The organism is Deinococcus radiotolerans, from assembly GCF_014647435.1.
In the GTDB taxonomy this organism is placed as follows: domain Bacteria; phylum Deinococcota; class Deinococci; order Deinococcales; family Deinococcaceae; genus Deinococcus; species Deinococcus radiotolerans.
The window spans coordinates 41,382-61,992 of sequence record NZ_BMPE01000011.1 but is presented as its reverse complement, the minus strand read 5'-3'; the positions used below and the strand labels follow the sequence as shown (position 1 = coordinate 61,992).

20 protein-coding genes are annotated in these 20,611 nt (G+C 70.4%); 10 read left to right on the top strand and 10 right to left on the bottom strand.

Translation table 11 applies throughout. The annotated features are described in order from the left end of the window. Positions 1-34: 34 nt before the first annotated feature. The 4 genes from IEY63_RS15555 to pgm form a co-directional block, all read right to left on the bottom strand. Complete coding sequence (locus IEY63_RS15555) at positions 35-415, bottom strand: chemotaxis protein CheW (protein WP_189069909.1); 381 nt, start codon at positions 413-415, stop codon at positions 35-37. Continuing rightward, positions 415-777, bottom strand: a complete 363-nt coding sequence (locus tag IEY63_RS15550; protein ID WP_189069908.1) for a response regulator transcription factor — start codon at positions 775-777, stop codon at positions 415-417. Before IEY63_RS15550 ends, IEY63_RS15555 begins: the two co-directional genes overlap by 1 nt. Positions 778-850: 73 nt before the next feature. Further along, complete coding sequence (locus IEY63_RS15545) at positions 851-1,663, bottom strand: MHYT domain-containing protein (protein WP_189069907.1); 813 nt, start codon at positions 1,661-1,663, stop codon at positions 851-853. 502 nt (positions 1,664-2,165) lie between these two features. Then, on the bottom strand, positions 2,166-3,815 hold the full coding sequence (pgm, locus tag IEY63_RS15540; protein ID WP_189069906.1) for a phosphoglucomutase (alpha-D-glucose-1,6-bisphosphate-dependent): 1,650 nt from the start codon (positions 3,813-3,815) through the stop codon (positions 2,166-2,168). Between the two features lie 323 nt (positions 3,816-4,138). Between pgm and glpX the strand changes: the two genes are divergently transcribed. The 7 genes from glpX (at position 4,139) to IEY63_RS15505 (ending at position 10,570) form a co-directional block, all read left to right on the top strand. Beyond that, positions 4,139-5,152 carry a class II fructose-bisphosphatase gene (glpX, locus tag IEY63_RS15535; RefSeq protein WP_189069905.1) on the top strand — a complete coding sequence of 338 codons (1,014 nt, stop codon included), beginning with the start codon at positions 4,139-4,141 and terminating at the stop codon, positions 5,150-5,152. A gap of 132 nt (positions 5,153-5,284) precedes the next feature. Next, the gene (gene wrbA, locus IEY63_RS15530; RefSeq protein WP_189069904.1) at positions 5,285-5,893 is read left to right on the top strand and encodes an NAD(P)H:quinone oxidoreductase; all 609 of its coding nucleotides are present in this window, start codon (positions 5,285-5,287) and stop codon (positions 5,891-5,893) included. Between the two features lie 109 nt (positions 5,894-6,002). After that, positions 6,003-6,824, top strand: a complete 822-nt coding sequence (locus IEY63_RS15525; protein ID WP_189069903.1) for an enoyl-CoA hydratase/isomerase family protein — start codon at positions 6,003-6,005, stop codon at positions 6,822-6,824. 431 nt (positions 6,825-7,255) lie between these two features. Next, positions 7,256-8,248: a malate dehydrogenase gene (locus IEY63_RS15520; protein ID WP_160977050.1), complete on the top strand. Its 993-nt coding sequence runs from the start codon at positions 7,256-7,258 to the stop codon at positions 8,246-8,248. Between the two features lie 99 nt (positions 8,249-8,347). Beyond that, positions 8,348-8,695: a hypothetical protein gene (locus IEY63_RS15515; RefSeq protein ID WP_189069902.1), complete on the top strand. Its 348-nt coding sequence runs from the start codon at positions 8,348-8,350 to the stop codon at positions 8,693-8,695. Between the two features lie 148 nt (positions 8,696-8,843). Next, entirely contained in the window at positions 8,844-9,485 is a 642-nt protein-coding gene (locus IEY63_RS15510; RefSeq protein ID WP_189069901.1) for a MerR family transcriptional regulator, read from the top strand. Between the two features lie 167 nt (positions 9,486-9,652). Then, entirely contained in the window at positions 9,653-10,570 is a 918-nt protein-coding gene (locus tag IEY63_RS15505; protein ID WP_189069900.1) for a ferritin-like domain-containing protein, read from the top strand. Positions 10,571-10,632: 62 nt separating this feature from the next. Here IEY63_RS15505 and IEY63_RS15500 read toward each other — a convergent pair whose 3' ends face one another. Continuing rightward, on the bottom strand, positions 10,633-11,880 hold the full coding sequence (locus IEY63_RS15500) for an aminopeptidase (RefSeq protein ID WP_189069899.1): 1,248 nt from the start codon (positions 11,878-11,880) through the stop codon (positions 10,633-10,635). A 229-nt stretch (positions 11,881-12,109) separates the two neighbouring features. On the opposite strand from IEY63_RS15500, the gene IEY63_RS15495 reads away from it, so the two are divergent. Then, positions 12,110-13,558 (top strand): RtcB family protein, encoded by a 1,449-nt coding sequence (locus tag IEY63_RS15495; protein WP_189069898.1) that lies wholly within the window; start codon positions 12,110-12,112, stop codon positions 13,556-13,558. On the opposite strand, the gene IEY63_RS15490 is transcribed toward IEY63_RS15495, so the two are convergent. From IEY63_RS15490 to ispF, 4 genes are all read right to left on the bottom strand, one after another. Then, positions 13,545-14,108, bottom strand: a complete 564-nt coding sequence (locus tag IEY63_RS15490) for a DUF2087 domain-containing protein (protein WP_189069897.1) — start codon at positions 14,106-14,108, stop codon at positions 13,545-13,547. The genes IEY63_RS15495 and IEY63_RS15490 overlap by 14 nt on opposite strands. A gap of 133 nt (positions 14,109-14,241) precedes the next feature. Beyond that, positions 14,242-14,484 carry a hypothetical protein gene (locus IEY63_RS15485; RefSeq protein ID WP_229784748.1) on the bottom strand — a complete coding sequence of 81 codons (243 nt, stop codon included), beginning with the start codon at positions 14,482-14,484 and terminating at the stop codon, positions 14,242-14,244. A gap of 87 nt (positions 14,485-14,571) precedes the next feature. Continuing rightward, a complete protein-coding gene (locus tag IEY63_RS15480; protein ID WP_229784747.1) occupies positions 14,572-15,036 on the bottom strand; it encodes a tRNA (cytidine(34)-2'-O)-methyltransferase in 465 nt (154 codons plus the stop codon). Then, complete coding sequence (gene ispF, locus IEY63_RS15475; protein ID WP_189069896.1) at positions 15,029-15,538, bottom strand: 2-C-methyl-D-erythritol 2,4-cyclodiphosphate synthase; 510 nt, start codon at positions 15,536-15,538, stop codon at positions 15,029-15,031. The genes IEY63_RS15480 and ispF overlap by 8 nt, the downstream gene beginning before the upstream one ends. A gap of 151 nt (positions 15,539-15,689) precedes the next feature. Between ispF and IEY63_RS15470 the strand changes: the two genes are divergently transcribed. Both IEY63_RS15470 and IEY63_RS15465 read left to right on the top strand, forming a co-directional pair. Beyond that, a complete protein-coding gene (locus IEY63_RS15470) occupies positions 15,690-16,466 on the top strand; it encodes a diguanylate cyclase domain-containing protein (RefSeq protein ID WP_189069895.1) in 777 nt (258 codons plus the stop codon). Positions 16,467-16,474: 8 nt separating this feature from the next. Continuing rightward, positions 16,475-16,948: a COG4315 family predicted lipoprotein gene (locus IEY63_RS15465; RefSeq protein ID WP_189069894.1), complete on the top strand. Its 474-nt coding sequence runs from the start codon at positions 16,475-16,477 to the stop codon at positions 16,946-16,948. A 64-nt stretch (positions 16,949-17,012) separates the two neighbouring features. Here IEY63_RS15465 and IEY63_RS15460 read toward each other — a convergent pair whose 3' ends face one another. Further along, positions 17,013-20,207, bottom strand: a complete 3,195-nt coding sequence (locus IEY63_RS15460; RefSeq protein ID WP_189069893.1) for a collagen binding domain-containing protein — start codon at positions 20,205-20,207, stop codon at positions 17,013-17,015. Positions 20,208-20,611 lie beyond the last annotated feature (404 nt).

Genomic DNA, 20,611 nt, shown 5'->3' with positions numbered 1-20,611 from the left:
GGGAAGGGGCGTGGGGTGAGGTGCGGGGGGCGGGTCAGCTCAGGTGGTCGCGCAGATCGCGGATCAGGGCCGTCGGGTTCAGGAGGGGGCCGCCGGGCACGTCCAGCAGCAGGCTGGTGCCGGGGGGGGGCGTGGGGACGCTGCTGACGCCGTAGACCTCATCCACGAGCAGGGCGACACGTTCGCCCTCCAGGCTGGTCAGGACCATCAGGGCGGGGGTGGCGGCGGGGTGGCCCAGCAGCGGCGCGAGGTCCAGCAGGGGCACGGCGCGGCCCTGAAGGGTGGTCAGGCCGCGCAGCAGCGGTTCACCGTGGGGCAGCGGGGCGATGGGGCCGACTTCCGCGATGGTCTGCTCGCCCGAGAGGGGCAGCGCCAGGCGGGTGTCCTGCACGCGGACGAGCAGCGCGTCGGGCATCAGCCGATCAGCCGGTTCACGACGCCCAGGACCTGCTCGGGCGTGTAGGGTTTGACGATGTAGTCGTCGGCGCCCTGACGCAGGCCCCATTTCACGTCGGTCTCGGTGCCCTTGCTGGACACGAACACGACTTTCAGGTTGTCCATGCCGGGCTGGCGGCGCAGGCCGCGCACGACCTCGTAGCCGTTGCGGCCGGGCATGACGACGTCCACGAGGAGCAGGTCCGGGCGCAGCTGGTCGGCGACCGCCTCGACCTGGGCGGGGTCGTTCAGTGCGGTGACGCTGTGGGGCGTGGCTTTCAGGGCGGCTTCCATGAACTTCAGGTCGGCGGGGGAGTCATCAACAATCAGAATTCGTGCCATGAGGGTGTTGTCCTTTCCGGGCGCGCCGCGGGACGCGGCAGGCCACAGGGTGCAGAGGATACGGGAGGTGAGTTCAGTCCGCGGCGCTGCCGAAGTCGACGTCTTCCAGGTCGCCGCCGCGGCCGGCGTCCATCAGGATGCTGGTCAGGGCCAGGCCCATCAGCAGGAAGGTCACGACGCCGATCACCAGGGCGAGCAGGGTGGTGTCGATGCCCTGCTGGGCGATCCCGACCTGCATCTCGTCCACGATCTTGTAGCGGAAGGCGGCCATGCCGGTGTAGTGCATGGCGGTGATCGCGGCGCCCATCACGGCGGCCGCGCCGACCTTGACGAGGTTCAGCCGCGCGCGGGTCTGCTGCTTGGCCCAGTCGCTGGTGAGGCGGTGGAACAGGAACAGCGCGGCCATGCTGGCGCCCACGGCGATCAGCACCGAGCCGATCAGGGCCGGGATGTTCAGCTGAAGTGCCGTGCCGGGCAGGCGGAAGGCGGCCATGCCGCTGTAGTGCATGGCGACGATCCCGATGCCCGCGATCACGCCCGCGATGCTCAGGCGGCGCAGGTTGAAGGGTCCGGCGTGCAGGATCAGCAGCGCGGGGTACATGAAGGCCACGGCGACCAGGCCGGAGAGGACGGTGATCGGGTAGTTCAGGCTGGTGGCGGCGTTTACCTGGAAGGCCATCATGCCGACGAAGTGCATGGCCCAGATGCCGTAGCCGAGGACCAGGGCCTGCGCGATCAGCCAGAAGCGGTTCGCGGCGCTGCTGAACACGCGTCCGGCGCGTCCGGCGAGTTCCAGGGACATGTAGGACGCCACGGTGGCAATGATGAACGACAGGATGATGTACGAACTCACCCAGGTGTGGTGGAGCATTTCAGCGTGATCCATGTAACTTCCTCCTGTGGGCTGCGGGTCGGGTCTGAACCCGATCTTTGATAGCCAAACATAGGAAAAATGAACTCACATAAAACTTACTGATTGGTGCGGCAGGGTGCGGAATTTTTCGCATTCGCACTCATGAGAGCGCCCGCGATCGCAACCCGCTCAGGCGCGGTCAGGGCGGGTCCGCCACTCAGCCCAGAGCCTCCGATCGGCCGGATGAGCTTCATGACAGCAGATGAAGTTCATGCAGAGTCGCCCCAGTGCTGCGGGCCTGGGGGTGCCGGAAACAACGTCTCCACTGACGGCACCCTGGCTCCTGGAACTGGTCGTTGACCGCAGCCGGTCAAGAACAAGCCGGACCACACAGGAATGATTCCGGCGTGGCCCAGTGCCCAGGCGTGGCGGCCCAGGCAGAAGGGCCGCACAGGGAGCACTCTGGTGTTTTCGGGCCACCGAGGCCCCGGCAGCTGACGTTCAGGCGGGCGTGGCCGCGCAGAAGCGTCCGGTTTTACTGGCCGCTCAGGGCGGCGCTGACCACGTCCCGCGCCTCGTCCATGACCTGTTTCAGGTGTTCCTTGCCGCGGAAGCTCTCGGCGTAGATCTTGTACACGTCCTCGGTGCCGCTGGGCCGCGCGGCGAACCACGCCTGGTCGGTCGTGACCTTCAGCCCGCCGATGCCCGCGCCGTTGCCGGGCGCGCGGGTGAGTTTCGCGGTGATGGGGTCGCCGCCCAGCGTGGTCGCGCTGACCTGCTCGGGGCTGAGGTTTGAAAGGATCTTCTTCTGCGCGGCGTCTGCCGGAGCGTCCTGGCGGTCGTAGGCGGTCTCGCCGTAGCGCGCGGTGAGGTCCGCGAAGCGTTCGCTGGGCGTCTTGCCGGTCACGGCGGTCATCTCGGCGGCCAGCAGGCCGGGGATCAGGCCGTCCTTGTCGGTGCTCCAGGACGTGCCGTCCAGTCTCAGGAAGCTCGCTCCGGCGCTCTCCTCTCCCCCGAAGCCGAACGAGCCGTCCAGCAGTCCCTCCACGAAGTACTTGAAGCCCACCGGGACCTCCACGACGCGCCGCCCGATCCCGGCGCCCACCCGGTCGATCAGGGCGCTGCTGACCAGCGTCTTGCCGATCGCGGCGCCTTCGCGCCAGCCCGGGCGGTGGCTGAACAGGTACTCGATCATCACCGCGAGGTAGTGGTTGGGGTTCATCAGGCCCGCGCGGGTCACGATGCCGTGCCGGTCGGCGTCCGGGTCGTTGCCGATGGCCACGTCGAAGTCATCCTTCAGGGCCAGCAGGCCCGCCATGGCGTACGGGCTGGAGCAGTCCATGCGGATCTTCCCGTCGCGGTCCACGCTCATGAACGCGAAGCGCGGGTCGATGTCCTCGTTCACGATCGCCAGGTTCAGGCCGTGCTGCGCCTGAATGGCCTGCCACACCGGCAGGCTGCTGCCGCCCAGCGGGTCCACGCCGATCCTCACGCCGCTCTGGCGGATGGCGTCCAGATTCACGACCGTGCCCAGCCCCGACACGTAGGGCGTGATGAAGTCGAAGTCCGTCAGGCCCGCCAGGGCGTCCTCCAGTGAGACGCGCTTCACGTCGCGCAGTTCGTTCTCCAGGATGGCGTTCGCGCGGGCCTGTACGGCGCCCGTCACGTCGGTATCGGCCGGGCCGCCGGAGGGGGGGTTGTACTTGAAGCCGCCGTCCTGCGGGGGGTTGTGGCTGGGCGTGATGACGATCCCGTCGGCCCAGTCGTGGTCGGGCGTCCCTTCGCGCCCGGGGCGGTTGTGTTCGAGGATCGCGTGGCTGATCAGGGGCGTGGGCGTGAACGAGCCGGCCTGCGCGCGCACCTGCACGCCGTTGGCAACCAGGACCTGCAGGGCGGTCATCCAGGCGGGTTCGGACAGCGCGTGGGTGTCCAGGCCCATGAACAGCGGCCCGGTGATGCCAGCGGCGGCGCGGTGTTCGGCGACGGCCTGCGTGACGGCCAGGATGTGCGATTCGTTGAAGGTGCCGTTCAGGCTGGTCCCGCGGTGCCCGCTGGTCCCGAAGGCCACGCGTTGCAGTGGATCGCGGACGTCGGGGCGGGTCTCGTAGTAGTGGGCGACCAGTCGGGGGATGTTCGTCAGCAGGCTCTGCGGCGCGCGTTTACCGGCCAGGGGGCTGAGGGTCATACCCGCCAGTGTACGGAGTGCGTGGATGGCGGGTCCGGCTGAGGCAAGACAGCGTGAAGGGGCACCCGGTCGCGCGCTCGGGCGGCTGCTACGCTGAGGGCGTGAAGGAGTTCCTGAACGACTGGTGGCGGCTGCTGAAGCTGATTGTTGGCTCGCTGGCCATCCCAGTGGTGCTGTGGCTGCTGCTGGTCTGGGCGGGCGTACTGCGCTGAGCCGCCCCACGGACTGAGCCAACCCAAATTCCCCCGGGGAGTGACACACCAATCACCGCATGGAACCGCTCCCGGAGACGGTTTTTCACGTCCCCGTGTTACGTTAACGGCATGACGGTCAAGCGGAAGCAAGGCGCGGAGAGCCGCGTGGACACCAACCACTTCGAGCACGCCCTGGTCCTAGAGACCGCCCGCGTGACGGAGGGCGCCGCCCTGGCCGCCAGCCGCTGGATGGGCATGGGCGACAAGAACGCCGTGGACGGCGCGGGCACCGAGGCCATGCGCGAACTGCTGAACAGCCTGGATATCCGCGGGACGGTCGTGATCGGCGAGGGCGAGATGGATGAGGCCCCCATGCTGTACATCGGCGAGAAGGTCGGGCAGGGGCAGTACGAGGTGGACATCGCTGTGGATCCGGTCGAGGGCACCAGCGTGACCGCCAAGGGCCTGCCGAACGGCCTGGCCGTGATCGCCCTGTCCGAGCGGGGCGGGCTGATGCACGCGCCGGACTGCTACATGGACAAGCTGGTCGTGCCGCCCCCCGCCGCCGGGAAGGTGAACCTGGACTGGCCGGTCGAGGCGAACCTGAACGTCCTGGCGCAGAGCCTGGAGCGCGACGTGGACGACCTGATGATCACCATCCTGGACCGCGAGCGGCACGCGGACCTGATCCGCCGGGTGCGGGCCGCCGGGGCGCGCGTGAAACTGATCGGGGACGGGGACGTGGTCGCCAGCCTGCAGGTGGGCGTGCGCGGCACGGGCGTGCACGCGCTGATGGGCTCGGGCGGCGCGCCCGAGGGGGTGCTGTCGGCGGCGGCCATGAAGTGCCTGGGCGCGGAGATCCAGGGCCGCTTCATCGCGGAGGACGACGCCATGCGCGAGCGCTTCAAGGCGATGGGCGTCGACGAGAACAGGGTCTACAAGACCAATGACCTCGCGCCGGGCAGGCAGATGGTGTTCAGCGCGACCGGCATCACGTACGGCGAGCTGCTGAGCGGCGTGCGGCGCTTCGGCGGCGGGGCGCGCACCCACACGCTGGTGATGGGCTACGCGACGCGCGTGGTGCGCTTCATTGACACGGTACATCTGGAGGACGACGGCGCGCGCGTGACCATCCGCGTCTGACCGTTGGCGGGAGGGGCACCCGGCACAGCGTCACTGCCGGGTGCCCTTCCCCTTTCCCAGATGAGAATTCGCTCAATGCATGCCAAATCTTTCAATATTGAGTGAATGCCCGGTCAGGTGCATGCTGGGGACATGACCACGCCCTCCCCCGTCAAACTGGCCATCGTCTACTACTCCACCTACGGCACCAACCACGCCATGGCCCAGGCCGCCGCCGAAGCCGCCCGCGCCGCCGGCGCCGAGGTCCGCATCCTGAAAGTCCCCGAGACCGCGCCCCAGGCCGTCATCGACACCCAGGACGCCTGGAAAGCCCAGCAGGAACGCAGCGCCGACGTCCCCACCGCCACCCCCGCCGACCTCGAATGGGCCGACGCCTACCTGTTCAGCACCCCCACCCGCTTCGGCGGCGCCGCCAGCCAGGTGCGCGCGTTCATCGACACGCTCGGCGGCCTGTGGGCGACCGGGAAACTCGCCAACAAGACCTTCAGCGCCATGACCAGCGCCCAGAACCCCAACGGCGGCCAGGAAACCACCCTCCAGACGCTGTACGTTACCGCCATGCACTGGGGGTCGATCATCGTCGCGCCCGGCTACACCGACCAGGCCATCTTCGCGTCGGGCGGCAACCCCTACGGCGCCAGCGTCACCGCGAACGGCCAGCCCCTGACCGATGAGGACCGCGCCACCATCGCCCACCAGGCGCGCCGCCTCGTTGAAGTGACCGCCAAGCTCAACGGCTAAACAGATCACCTGAAGCGGGCCCGCACGTGACTGCCGTGTGGGCCCGCTTCAGGTGCATCCATCCCACCCCGCCGGACACCCCCGCCCACGCACCCGCTACCCTGCCCCTATGGACACAGCCCAGCTCACTGCTCCCGGCGCGTACCCCGGCCTGCACCTCCACCTGCACGACGGCGGCATCCTCGAAGTCGTCATCCGCAGCGAGAAGACCCTGAACAGCGTGAACGCCGACGCGCACCGCGCCCTGACCCGCGTGTGGCGCGACATTGATGACACGCCCGGCATCCGCAGTGTCCTCGTGCGCGGCGAGGGACGCGGCTTCAGCAGCGGCGGGGACTTCACCCTGATCGAGGAGATGAGCAGCGACTTCACCGCCCTCACCCGCGTCTGGAAAGAAGCCCGAGACCTCGTGTACAACGTCATCAACTGCTCCAAACCCATCGTGAGCGCCATCCACGGCCCCTGCGTCGGCGCTGGCCTCGCCGTCGCGCTGCTGGCCGACGTGAGCATCACCGCGCACACCGCCCGCCTCCTCGACGGGCACGTCCGGTTGGGGGTCGCCGCCGGTGACCACGCCGCAATCATCTGGCCCCTGCTGTGCGGCCTGAACAAGGCCAAATACCACCTCATGACCGGCGAACCGGTGAGCGGCATCGAAGCGGAACGCATCGGCCTCGTAAGCCTCACCGTCCCGGACGAGGAACTGCTGGACCGCGCCTGGACCGTCGCCCGGCAACTCGCCAGCGGCAGCCCCACCGCCATCCGCTGGACCAAATACGCCCTCAACAACTGGCTCAGGCAGGCCGGACCCACCTTCGACGCGTCCCTCGCCCTGGAGTTTCTCGGCTTCACCGGCCCCGACGTCCGCGAGGGTCTCAGCAGCCTCCGCGAGAAACGCGCACCGAACTTCGCCGACGACGCACCGCTGTAAAGGGGAAGTGGAAACGGAGGCTGCTGCACAGCGGAACCCTTCAATCAGCTGCACTGACAGCTCGCCGCAGAGGGAAGCCTTGCACATATGCTTCCGCCGAAGCGAGAACAGTAGATCAGCGGCCCACAGCGTCCCGCCCGACAAGTCACCGCCGACGGCCACCGGCCGTCGTGCGCGCAGCGCGCGGGCCTTGCGGGTGGCGAAGGATGGCGTCGAGGCCAGACACGTCACCGCCCACAGCAAATCCGCCGCGACAGTGAAATCTCTTGCCCAGTGCAACGCCGCTCCCCTGTCCCCCCTGGGGATGGGGGTTGGGGGGTGGGGCCGCCCACCGCGAAGCACAGCCCCCTGTCCCCGTCCGGGGAACTTTCCCCCAACCGTCCCGCCGCGCGTTATCGTGAGCCGTAAAACCATCCTCAGGAGGGATACCCATGACGACCAAACAACCCGTCCGCGTTGCCGTTACCGGCGCCGCTGGCCAGATCGGCTACAGCCTTCTTTTCCGCATCGCGTCGGGCGACATGCTCGGCAAAGATCAGCCGGTGATTCTGCAACTGCTGGAGATCACGCCCGCGCTGAAGGCGCTGAACGGCGTCGTGATGGAGCTGCGTGACTGCGCGTTCCCGCTGCTGGCGGACATCGTGACGAGCGATGATCCGATGGTGGCGTTCAAGGACGCGGATTACGCGCTGCTGGTGGGCGCCATGCCCCGCAAGGCCGGGATGGAGCGTGGGGACCTGCTGGGCGCGAACGGTGGGATCTTCAAGCCGCAGGGTGAGGCGCTGAACGCCGTGGCGAGCCGTGACGTGAAGGTGCTCGTGGTGGGGAACCCCGCGAACACGAACGCGCTCATTGCGCAGCAGAACGCGCCGGATCTGGATGCGGGGCAGTTCACGGCGATGGTGCGTCTGGATCACAACCGCGCGATCAGCCAGCTGGCGGAGAAGACCGGGAAGCCCGTGAGCAGCATCAAGAACCTGACGATCTGGGGCAACCACTCCTCGACGCAGTACCCCGATCTTTCGCAGGCGACGGTGGACGGCCAGCCCGCGCTGGATCAGGTGGACCGTGACTGGTACGAGCAGCAGTACATCTCGACGGTGGCGAAGCGTGGCGCGGCGATCATCGAGGCGCGCGGCCTGAGCAGCGCTGCGTCCGCCGCGAGCGCCGCGATTGATCACATGCGCGACTGGGCGCTGGGCACCCCCGAGGGCGAGTGGGTCAGCATGGGGATTCCCAGCGACGGCAGCTACGGCATTCCCGAGGGCCTGATCTACGGTTTCCCCGTGACCTGCAAGAACGGCAAGTACGAGATCGTGCAGGGCCTCCCCGTGAGTGACTTCAGCCGCGGCAAGATGGACGCCACGGCGCAGGAACTGACCGAGGAACGCGACGAAGTGCGCAAGCTGGGTCTGGTCAAGTAAGGACCGGCCCAGCTGAGGGAGGGGGTGGCCTGCGGGTCGCCCCCTTTCTCTGTTGATGTGCGGCGGCCCGGACGGTCACTGTGTGCTCTGCTGCGGGGCGTGAGTGACGCGGCGTGGCGGGCGGGGCTGGAGGAGCGCTTTGACCGGTGGCTGGCGCAGGACGTGACGTACCTGCTGCCGGGCGGGCCGCACGCGGACGTGCAGGCGCGCGTGGCGGGGCGGTTGCGGGCGGCGTGGGTGCCTGAGTGGGCGGGTGTGGCCGAGAATTACGGGGGGACGGCGGGGCATCATGCGGCGTTCCTACGCGCGAAGCTGGCGTTCGCGGAGGCGACGTTCGCCGGGGCTGGGGCGGCCGAGTTGATCCGGCTGGAGGGAGCGTGTCTGGACGCGGCGGGGGCGTTCTGGCGGGAGTGGGCGGGCTTTCACCTGACGGCGGGGCCGGGCTGACTGGGTGGGGGGGCGGTTGACGTGCAGTCGGGTGCACGTTCCACACTGCCGGGCAGGAGGCATCACCCATGTTCAACACGCAGAGACCTGATGGGCTGACCCGTGTTTCACCGTCCTGGCGGGATGGCCTGAGCCGCCCACTGAGGGCATGCTGGACGTTGCCCTGCTGGGGCGTGACGGTGACCGCGCGGCGGCGTGCATGAAGGACGTGAGCGCGGCGGAGTTCCGGCAGGGGGTCCGGCAGGTCCGGGATGTGATCAGCGCCCTGCCGAAGGAGCGGCGGGCGGATCTGGTGACCATGTGCGGCGGGGCGGAGGTGTTCGGGGCGCTGTTCGAGGAGCGGGGCGTGGGGATCGGCCAGTTCGCGGCGCTGATGGGGCTGCCCGTCACGACGGTGCGGCACCTGCTGCGTGAGGGGCTGCTGCACCCCACGCGGGTGAACGGCAGGTTCCGGTTCCTGCTGCACAACGTGATCGAGTTGAGGGGCGTGCAGCAGTGGCAGGGACTGGGCCTGACGCTGGAGGACACGCGGGCGTTCCTGGACGCGCAGGGTCTGCTGGGGCTGGTGGCACAGGGCGGCACGATGTTCTCGGTGCAGCGTGAGCCGCCGGGCCCGGCAGCCCTGGCGGCCCTGAAGGTGGACGTGCTGGCGCGGCTGGGGGGCGCGGTCCGGTCGCTGGAGGCGCGGCACGCGGCGCTGGGCGCGCAGCTGGAGCGGGCCCGGGCGCTGGAACGGCTGGTGCAGGAGAACCGGTTCGGGCAGCCTGACGGGGACAGCCTGCCGGCCTGATGTTCACCTGATCTTCACGGTCGGGCGTGGGAATGATCCGTCCCGCAGTGGGGTGCATAGGACTGGTCAGAGCGACACGGCCGCATGGGCCGGTGCAGGAATCCGCCTGCGCTGGCCGGGGTGTCCTCGTGCCTGAATCGCCTGTCTCTGTCTGGAGGGAAGTTCATATGTCCAACGCCATGAATCGCCGGAAGTTCCTGGGGGCCGCCGGGGCCGCCACCGCCACGGGTCTGCTGGCCGGGTGCGCGCCTGCCATGAGCATGGCGCCCAAGGCCAATCTGGACGCCACGATCTTCAACTTCGCGTTGAACCTCGAGTACCTGGAAGCGGCGTTCTACCTGGCCGCCGTGGGCCGCCTGCAGGAGCTGGACGCGGCGGGCGGGAACAGCAGCAAGGTCATCCTGCCTGCGGGCTTCACCGGCCGTAACGGCGACGGCGTGAAGTTCGACTCGGCGGACGTGCGCGCCTACGCGAACGAGGTCGCCACCGACGAGCTGAACCACGTGAAGATCATCCGCAAGGTGCTGGGCGCGGCGGCCGTGTCGCAGCCCACGCTGGACCTGGGTCCGGCCTTCGCGGCGGCGGGCAGCGCCGCGTCGGGCGGGGCGATCACGGGCTTCAACCCGTTCGCGAACGACCTGTTCTTCCTGCACGGCGCGTTCATCTTCGAGGACGTGGGCGTCAGTGCGTACAAGGGCGCGGCGCGTTTTCTGAGTGACGCGAGCGCGGGCGGGAACCTGGAGAACGCGGCGGGCATCCTGGCCGTGGAGGCGTACCACGCGGGCATGATCCGCACCCTGCTGTACCAGCAGCGCAACACGGACGTGACGCCCACCCTGAAGGTCGCGGACGTCGTGCAGGCGATCAGCAACCTGCGTGACAGCGTGGACGGCGCCAGCGACGTGGATCAGGGCGTTGTGGAGGGCGGCGCGGCGAACATCGTCCTGGCGGACGGGAACGGGATCGCGTACAGCCGCACGCCGCGTCAGGTGGGGAACATCGTGTTCCTCGCGCCCGGCGCGACGAAGGGCGGCTTCTACCCCGAGGGCCTCAGCGGCGACTTCAGCGCAATCCTGGCGCTGTAAGGCGAACAGGCATCAGGGGAGGGGAGCCACGCGCGGCTCCCCTCCCCCTTTGACCGGCCTGGTTATAGACCTTCGATGACCCATTCGCCCGCGCGCATCAGCGGCTCGCGGGTGCCTTCCTTCGTGATGCCGTCCACGTCGGTGGCGGGCGTGCCGATCATCCAGTCCACGTGGATCAGGCTGTCGCTGTTGCCTCCGGCGGCGCTCAGGGTGGCGGGGTCGGTGCCGCCCTGCACGTTAGTGGGGTAGCAGCGGCCCAGCGCGATGTGTGACGCGGCGTTCTCGTCGAACAGGGTGTTCAGGAACAGCGTGCCGGTCTGCGCGACGGGCGCGCTGGCGGGCACCAGGGCCACCTCGCCCAGGCGGGCGGCGCCGTCATCGGTGGCGACGAGAGCCTTGAGGGTCTCCTCGCCGCGCGTGGCGCTGACCTCGACGGCTCGTCCGGCCTCGAAGCGCATACGGATGCCCTCGATGAGCTGCCCGCGGGCGCTCAGGGGTTTGCTGGCGACCGCCACGCCGTCCACCCGCTCCCGGTGCGGGGCGGTGAACACCTCGTCGGTGGGGAGGTTCGGCACGCCGCGCACGCCGTTCTGCGCGGTTTCCGCGCCGCCCTGCCAGACGTGGTGCTCCGCGAGGCCCACGGTCAGGTCGGTGCCCAGGTCGCTCTTCAGGTGCACGGCGGCGTACTGCTTGCCGTTCAGGTGGTTGGTCAGGCGTTCCAGGCGGCTCAGGTGCGCGTCCCACGCGGCGACCGGGTCCGGCTGGTCGGCGCGGGTCACGGCGAAGATATCGTCCCACAGGCGGGCCACGGCCTGCTCCTGCGGCAGGTCCGGGTACACGCGGGCGGCCCAGGCGGGCGTGGCCATCGCGCCGACCGTCCAGTTCACGCGGAAGCTGCCGGTCGCCTCGCTGACCCTGCGCATGGCCTGCGCGACCAGTTTGCTGCGCGCCGCGATCCGCGTGGGATCCGCGCCTGCCAGCAGCGAGGGGTCCTCACCGATGATGGCGATGGACGCGTAGCCGTCGCCGACCATCGCCTCGGCCTCCTGCGCGTGCCAGTCGGGCAGGTGGTTCACGGCGTCATCGGACCCGTCCTCGAACAGGGCGAGGCCCAGGTGAGGGTCGTGGTACGTGACGCGCACGTCGGTCGCCCCGGCGCGGTACGCGGCGCGCGCGACCAGCCGGGCCAGTTCGGTCGCCTCGACCGGTGCGCTGACCCGGACCTTGCCGCCGTGCGGGAGGTTCACGCCGGTGCGGACGAGCAGTTCGGCGTACCGCGCCAGTCGCGCCTGGAAATCCGTTGTTGTCATGTCCGTCACTCTACCGGGCGTCCGGATGAGGACGCGCCCCCGTGGGCGGTGCGCCGTCTGGCGGATGCGGCCAGCTGAACGCGCCTGCTACGGTCGGGGGACCTGTCACCTGCTGCTGAGACGGGCCGTCCTCTCCCCTGCCCTGCGCGCCGAACCTGGAGTGCGCCTGGGCCGACGATTCCTTCCCGGTGCGCCCTGGTGCGGGCCGGTGTTTCTCAGCAGAGGCCACATGATTGATGTTCTTTCCGCGCGGGGCGAGGCCCTGTCGCCCGTCCTCCTGCCTCATGACAGCGGGGTGCCCGCTCACCTGTTCGCCAGTCCGGAGGTGCCCGTTGAGCGGGCCGCCGTCCGGGACGCCCTGCGCCTGCTGGACCTGCACGCGGCGGCCCAGAAACTCGACCCGGCGCTGGGGGTGGAGGCGCTGGCCCTGACGCCGGACCTGCACCGCGCGTCGCCCGCCCCGGTGGGCACCGCGCTGCGGACGCGCGGCGTGCTCACGCCGCACCTGATCGGGAATGACCTGGGCTGCGGGATGCGCCTGCATCTGACCGGGCTGCGGGCCGATGATCTGCGCCCGCACCTGGACGTCCTGGAGCGTGAACTGCGGGCGGTGTTCTTTCAGGGGCAGCGGGCGCTGAGTCTCACGGGCCGTCAGCGGGAGGCGCTGCTGCGCGGCGGCGTGCCGGACCTGCTCGCGGCGCCGCGCCCGGCGGGGCAGCGGGGCCTGTGGGACCTGCTGGGCGCGCAGGCGCATCAGCCGGACCCGCACGCGCCGTTCGTGCGCGGCCCGCTTCACGGCGTGCGGGACTGGCTGGGCGACCGGGACCGGGCGTCGTTCGACACGCAGCTGGGCTCGGTGGGCGGCGGGAATCACTTCGTGGAGGTGCAGGAGGTCGCGGCGGTCCTGGACCGGCACGCGGCGTACGCGTGGGGCGTCCGGCCCGGCGAGGTGGTGGTCATGGTGCACAGCGGATCGCTGGGGTTCGGGCATCTGTTCGGCGCTCAGCTGCGCGCCCCGGCCCGCGCGGCGCCCGGCGCCCCGCTGCCGCTGCTTCCGGCCGACCATCCCGGCGTGCCGGGCGTGCTGGACGCCCTGCATGCGGCGGCGCATCTGGCGAGCGGGAACCGGTTGATGCTGGCGTGCATGGTGCGCGCCGCGCTGGGCCGCGCCCTTCCGCCGGGCCTGCTGGCGCAGGATCAGCCGTTTCCGGCGCTGGCGGACGCGCCGCACAACTTCATCTGGCCCGGCGGGGACGGGGACTGGGTGCACCGCAAGGGCGCCACGCCCGCCGCCGGGCCCAGCGTACGTCACCCGCACGGCGAACCGGTCCTGATTCCGGGCAGCATGGGGGACCTCAGTTACCTGCTGGCCGGGCAGGGGCACCCCCTGGCGCTGGGGAGCGCCAGTCACGGCGCGGGCCGCCGTCAGCCGCGCGGGGCGGCCATGCGCCAGAGTGACGCGGAGGCGCTCCGGGCGCTGGAGGCGCTGCGGGTGGTGACACCCACCGATCTGCGCACGGCGCGATCAGAGATCCGGGCGCGGGCGCTGTCCGCGCTGAAGCAGGAGGCGCCCGGCGCGTACAAAGCGGTGACGCCAATCATCGACACGCACGCCCGGGCGGGCCTGGCGCGGCCTGTGGCGGCGCTGCGGCCCCTGCTGACGGTCAAGAGCCTGTAGGGTCGGCTGCGGGCCGCCAGTACACGCCGCGTTCGCGGTTCAGGACGCCCAGGCCGACCAGTTCGCGGCGCAGGGTGGACACGTCGGCGTATACCTCGCCCAGCAGGGCGTTCACCTCGGCTTCCGGGTACGGGCGGCCGTACTCGAACAGCGTGACCAGTTCGTGCAGAATGACGTCTTTCTTCTTGCGCTGGGCGGGCAGGGTGGTCAGGCGCCCACCTTTCAGGAAGGCCCGCAGGACGCGCTCGCGGTAGGGGTCGTCCGGGGTGGGGGCGGGCGCGGCGCCGCGCACGACGTCCGCGAGATTCAATTCCAGCGCGGCCGTGTGGGCGCGGTGCAGGCGGTGGTGGCCGTCCTGCCGGGTGAGGAGCAGGCCCGCCTCGGCCAGCTGCGCGAGGTGATGGCTGACGGTGGCGGGCGCGAGGTTCATCAGGCGGGCGAGTTCGTCGCCGCTGGCCTCGCGGGTCCAGACGAGGCGTAACAGGCTCAGGCGCGCGGGGTGCGAGAGCGCGCGGAAGAGGCCCGCGCGGGCAGTTAGGTCGGCACTCATGCGAACTCCGGTGGTCTGGTGGGCCAGCAGCGGCTCATCCGGGCGGAGGCGAGCGGGGGCGGCACGGACGCCGGACGTGACGCGGGCCGTTCGGCAGCGGTGCGGGTGGTCCACGGCACAGCACGTCTCTGCTTCATGGGCGGGGCCCTGACGGCCAGGGGGACGTGCCGTGCGCGGCGCGGTGGGCGCCCTCGTAGATGCCCAGGGCGGCGTCCAGGGTGTCCAGGCGGGCCTGCGCGCGGGCCTGATCGGCGGCGTTCCCGGCGGCGTGGGCAAGGCGCAGGTCGCGTTCGGCGTTCGTGCGGATACCCGTGACGAGGCGGCAGTACAGGGCGTTCATGCGGGCCTGCGGGGTGGGGTCGGCGGCTTCAGTCATTTCGATCCTCCTCGAATCATCATGCCCGATTCGACGGGAATCGAAATGAGCCGAATGGCGCAGCGCACCGGGGCGCCACGCCCCGACCTACCAGCCCTCGATCTGCCGCCCCGCCTCGAACGCCGCCACGCCCGCCGCGACACTCAGGTTCAGGCTGCGGCCCCCACCCGGCTGCGGCAGCTTCAGCTTCGGCAGGGCGTCCCGCAGCCACACGGGCAGGCCGCGCGACTCCGGGCCGAACAGCAGGTAATCCCCCCGCCGGAACCCCGCGCGGGTGTGCAGGTCGGTCGCGTGCGTGCTGAACGCCCAGACCCGCGCCCCCGCAGCCAGCGTGCCCTGGAAGGCCGTCCAGCTGGCGTGCTCGTGCAGCGTCACGCCCTCCAGATAATCCATCACGGCCCGCCGGAACTCCCGGTCATGCAGGTGGAAGCCGAACGGGCGGATCAGGTGCAGGTCCGCGCCCAGCACCGCGCAGGTCCGCGCGACGTTCCCCACGTTCCCGGCCTTTTCCGGCTCGAACAGCACCACCCGCAGCAGGGGCACGTCACTCACCGCGGGCCTCCGCACCGGCGGCGTCCACGCGGGCCAGCAGCACCGTCGCGCGCGTCTGCACGTGCAGACGCGCCAGACCCTCGGACGTCTTGAAACTCACGCCCACGTCCCCTTCCGGCAGGCCCAGCAGCGCCGCGACCGACCGCGCGATCTCGGCGCGCAGCGGCCCCAGCTTCGGGCGGTCCAGCGTCACCACGACCGCCACGTTCACCGGCATCCACCCCCGCTCCTGCACCAGTGCCAGGGCCCGCTCCACGATCACGCGTGAATCCATGCCGCGCCACTCCGGGGCCGTATCCGGGAAGTACTGCCCGATATCACCCAGCGCCAGCCCGGACAGCAGCGCGTCCGCCACCACGTGCAACACTGCGTCGCCGTCACTGTGGGCCACGGCGCCCAGTTCCGCGTGCGGGATCTCCACGCCGCCCAGCACCAGCCGCCGCCCCGCCTCCAGGCGGTGCGCGTCCTCCCCGAATCCAACCCTGAACGGCCACGAGCTCATGCCCGGAGTGTAGCCCGCACTGTCCCAGCCGCGCCCCTGGCGCCCCCCACGACCGGGCGGCCCCGGGCCCCTAACGCCCCCTTAACGCGCCGCGCGGCATGCTGCCCGTCAAGACCGCACCCCCGACCCACCCCATTCCAGGGAGAGGCCCATGACCCACTTTCACCTCGAAGACGACCTGTTTCACCTGCTGCCCCTGCCCGCGCTGCGCTGGCCCGCGCACGCGCCCACCCTGGCCCAGCCGAACCACGCCTTCTCCCGCACCTTTCACGCCAGCGCGCTGCCCGAACCCGCGCGCAGCTGGCCGGACGGCGTTCACCAGACGCGCCTGCTCACCCTGACCGGCGCGCGGCGGGTGTGCCGCCTGAACCTGAGCAGCCTGCCCAACGGCGACCGCATCCTGCTGATCGAGGATGTCCACCAGTACCACCTGGACCCCGTCACGCACCTGCCCGACCGCACCGCCCTGCTGCTGGACGCCGCCCAGACGCACGGCGTCACGACCCTCGCCGCGCTGCGCCTGCCGCCCCTGCATGACCAGCGGCGCCACCTGGGCAACGCGCCGGTCGATCAGGCCCTGCGGCTCATCGCGCGGGACCTGTGGGACGCGGCGCGCCCCTGGCAGGCCAGCGTGTACCGCACCGGCACGCACGAATTCACGCTCCTGAGCCCCCGGCCCCTCACGGCCGAGCACCTGGCTCCGGCGCTGCGCCGCGCCGCGCAGCACCTGGGCGCGCTGGGCCGCCACCCGGACGTCCGGACGGGCCTGGCCGACGCGCCCCACGACGGCACCACGCTGGCGGACCTGCTGCGCGCCGCGCAGGAGCGCGCCGGCCACCACGCGGCGCGGCGCACGCCGGGCGGTCTGGCACGCCTGCTGCACCCGGCCGCGCCCAGCCACCCGCCCCACTCTGTCCTGGCCCTGTAGGAGCCCCCATGACGCACCTGCACGCCGCTGCGCCCGGTTCACGCCGGCTCGGTCAGCCCCTCCCGCCCGCGGACCTGCTGCACCTGCACGCCGCCGGGCCTCACCTGAGCGTGCAGACGCCGCGCGGCCCGCTGCCGCTGTACCGCTTCTCTCCGCTTCAGGCGGCCACGCTGTTCGGGGAGACCGTACCGTTCGCCGCGCACTGGCCGGAGCACCTGAAACTCTTCCTGTACCAGTACGTGCCCCTCCCGGCCCTGACCGCCGCGCCGGAGGCACTGCCCGGTCAGGTGCAGGTGCAGGCCCGCGACCTGCACGGGCTGCGCACCTGGGATCACACGACGTACCAGGGCTGGCCCCTCTACCTGTACGCCCACGATCAGCCGGGACAGGCGGCGCGGGGTGAGGTGGAGCACCTGTTCAGCGTGGCGCGGGTGGAGCAGACGGCGCTGCCCGGCGCACACGACCGCCCGCACGGGCCCTGAGCCGGGCCGGGCGGCAGAGTGGGCGGCGCCAAGTCGAGGCGCCGCCCACTCCCCTCTCCGGTTCTTACGGGAGGGTATTCCAGAAGTCGCGGTTGGCCATGGCGCGCGCGGCCTTGCTGTCAGCCGAGGTGCCCGGCGTGAACGCGCCGCTGTCACCGGCCGTGTTGAAGCTCGCGGCCTGCTGCTGCGCGGTCTTGATCGCCTGGGTGTTCGTGCCGCAGTACGCGGCTTCCCACGTGCTGAAGCTGCCGCTGGCGGGCACGCTGCCGAAGGCCGAGGCGTTCAGCTCTGCCGCCACGAGCTGCTGGAGGAGCTGCATGCGCGCCTGATCCAGGGCGCTGCGTTTGGCGCCCGTGGTGGTCTTGGACACGTCACTCCAGAATGCACCCATCAGGCCGGAGCTGCCGGTGGCGGCCAGGCTGCCGGCCGCGATGGTCCGGCTGCACAGCGCCGCGTCACCGATGCCGCTGACGGCCGACACGCCCGGGAACGCGTGGCCGAAGCCCTGCCCGCCGGTCCAGGCGATCATGGCCAGCTGCGGGTGCGTGGCCCAGAAGCCCTGCGTGCGGGTGACGCCCTGCCCGGTGTTCTCGAAGGTGCAGGTCACGGTGTCGCCCATCTTGAGGGTGATGGTGGCGGTCTGGGTGTCCAGGTTGCCGGTGCCCACGCTGCCGCCCTGGCCGGTGGTGACGCAGGCGTAGGGGGTGCTGGGGTCGGGGCTGCCGCCCAGCCCGGTGAGGACCCAGCCGAGCTGCGTCTGTTCGCGGATGGTATACGTGCCGGCGCTGAGGTTGCCCTGCGTGTTCGTCCAGCCGGCGGGGCTGAGGGTGAAGCCGCTGTAGCCGCTGCCGGTGGTCAGGAACGAGAAGCTGCCGGTGGCGGGCTTGGCGTTTTTCACGATGACCAGCGTGGCCGGGGAGTCACTGTTCGTGATGGTGCAGCTCTTGTTGTCGCCGGGGTTCAGGATGACGCTGCCGGTGGCCGTGCAGTCGCCGCTGATGGCGTCCTGGGTGTACCCGTAGGGCAGGCTGCCCTCGCCGACCGTGTAGGTGCCCGGGTCGAAGGTGTTGACCTGGCCGCTGGTGACGGCGGTGCCGCTGACGTTCAGCGGGAAGTCCGAGACGACCTTGGTGCCGCCGTACTCGTTGACCACATACTTCACGACCGTCAGCCTGGGCAGCTGGGTGTTCGTGGCGCTACAGGTGTAGGTGCGTCCGGCGTCGGCGGGGTAGTTCACGGTGAAGGTGCAGCCGCTGTTGGCCGTCTGCTTGAAGCCCGGCTGGGCGGTTTCCGTGATCTGGTACGCGCCTTCGGTCAGGGGGGTGGTGAAGTTCAGCTGGCCGCCGCTGGCGGTGACGCCCGTTTCCAGTGGGCTGAGCTGGCCGTTAACGCGGTTCAGGGTGAAGGTCCAGCCGCTTTCCTGCCCGGCGGGCAGCGTGATCTTCTGCACGCGGGCGGTGGCGGGCGTCACCTCGTTGTTGAAGGTCACGCCGCCGGCGCAGGTGGGCAGCTGAAGGTCAACGTGCTGTGCGGGCTGGCTGGTCCAGCCGGTGGCGGGGTTCTCGGTGACGGTGTACACGCCGGGGTTGGTGGTCACGGAGACGCTCTGGCTGGTCTGCCCTGCGGTGAAGGTCACGGAGGGGGTCGCGACGACCTGGCCGGCGCTGTCCTTCACGGTGAACGAGAACTGCTGCTGCTCGGCGTTCTGCAGGACGTCCGGAATGGTCTTGGTGATCGTGAGGGTCACGCTGGCGCTGGAGCTGATGTTCACGGCGGCGCTGGCCTGCGCGGCGGCGCCGTCGGAGCCGTTCAGGTGTGCCTCGTCGCTGAGCAGGCCGGTGGTCACGCGGCGCGTGTCGAGCAGGACGGTCTTGTCGAACTGCACGGTGCCGCCGGTGGTCTGTCCGGTGACCTGCCAGCTGACCGGTCCGGTCGTGGCGGTGCCCGCGGCGTAGTTCGTGAAGGTTCCCAGGGTGGGCTGGGTGACGCTGAAGGTCAGGCCGTTCCCGGTGATGATCTCGTCGTCCGTGACGCTGGCCGAGGCGTTCGTGGTGGCGCCCGCGGTGACCTGGGCGCTGGCGGCGGCGGTCGTGTCGCCGGGCACGGTGACGCCGGTGACCTTGTCGGTGTACGTGGCGGTGGCCACGTCGTTGAAGGTGGTGCCGAGCAGGTCACTGCTGGTCGTGTAGGGGAAGGTGTGCGTCAGGACGAGGTAATTGGCGGTGTTGGCCGGGACGTCCACGGCCTGGCCCTGGGTGGTGTCCAGCAGCGTGGACTGGTCACTGCCGCGGTACATGCGGTCGGTGACCTGCACGGTGATGGTGCGGGCGGCGGGGTTGGTCGCGTAGACCTTGGTGATCAGGGTCACGTCGCCGGGCTGGACGCTCTTGATCTCCCAGGTCACGTTGATCTTCACGGGTTGCGCCGGGGTGAAGGTGTTGGCGCACACGTCCCCGAAGTTCAGCGTGGCGGGCGTGGCGCCCTTGGTGAGGTCCCACACCTGGTCGCGGCCCTGCGAGGCGACCATGGTCTTGGACAGGGATTGCGGGAGGATCTCGCGGACGGGCAGCGGGATGGTGCGCTTGCCGGTCTTGAAGGCCGCGTCGGCGAACATGTACGCCTGCAGGGACGAGCCCGGGTAGCTGGCTGCGCCCAGCGCGAGCCGCTGGTAGTAGTCCAGGACGCAGGTGGCTCCCCGGTTCAGGTCCACGTTCACGAGGCGGTACGCGGTGCGGTCCGTGCCGCCGGTGATGCCGGTCTGGTCTTTCTGGGTGTCCACGCTGATCTGGCAGGAGACGTCCGATTTGGCGGCGTTCACTTCCGGCACGGAGAGGACGTCGTAGCCGAACGCGCCGTCACTCTGGTAGTCGGCGGCCAGGACGACCAGGAACTGCGTGGTGGCACTCTTCTGGTTGCCCACGCTGAGGGTCAGGCGGTGGGGCACGAGGTCCAGTTCATTCCAGCCCTTGCCCAGGTTGCCGGTGGTGTAGGCCGCGTCGGGGCAGATGAATTTACCGCTGCCGTTGGGCAGGGTGATGGGCGGCGTGCCGTCGTTGCGGCAGCCTTCCAGGGTGAAGGACACGGAGTCGGAGGTGGGGTAGGGCGTGGTGAAGGCCTGGGCGTGCAGGCCGGGGCTACGCGTCACCACCGGGGTGGGCATGGCCGGTTGGGTGGGGCGACCGGCGTTCTGGTTGCAGGCGACCAGGACGGACAGGGCGAGCAGGGTTTCCACGGGAAGTCGGCGTGGCCAGGGGTTCATCAGGGCCTCCCAAGGCACTGGTCGGGCGGCGGCGCGCGGTGGCGGGCCGTCTCTGTGGCTTGAACGCTGGGGTCGTTCGGGTGAACGGGGTGATCCGGCGTGATGGGCGCGGCGCTGAGGCTCCCGGGCAGGAGGTCAGGCGCGCGCCGTGATCCAGCGGGCGTGGACGCGTGGGGATGGGGCTGGTGTGCCGCTCATCAGTTCACCAGGGCCGGTCTAGTGTGGCTCCATGGTGGCCTCTGGGTGCACGGCGATCCGTGCAGGGTGGGCCCCGGGTGGGGCCAGGAGGTGCCGACGGCCTGAGGACGCGCTGAGATCAGGACGAAGAGTGTAAGAATCTTAACAAGTTGGGGAAAAAAATGTAAAGAACTTAACATCCGCAGTTCATACAGCCAATCGGGGGG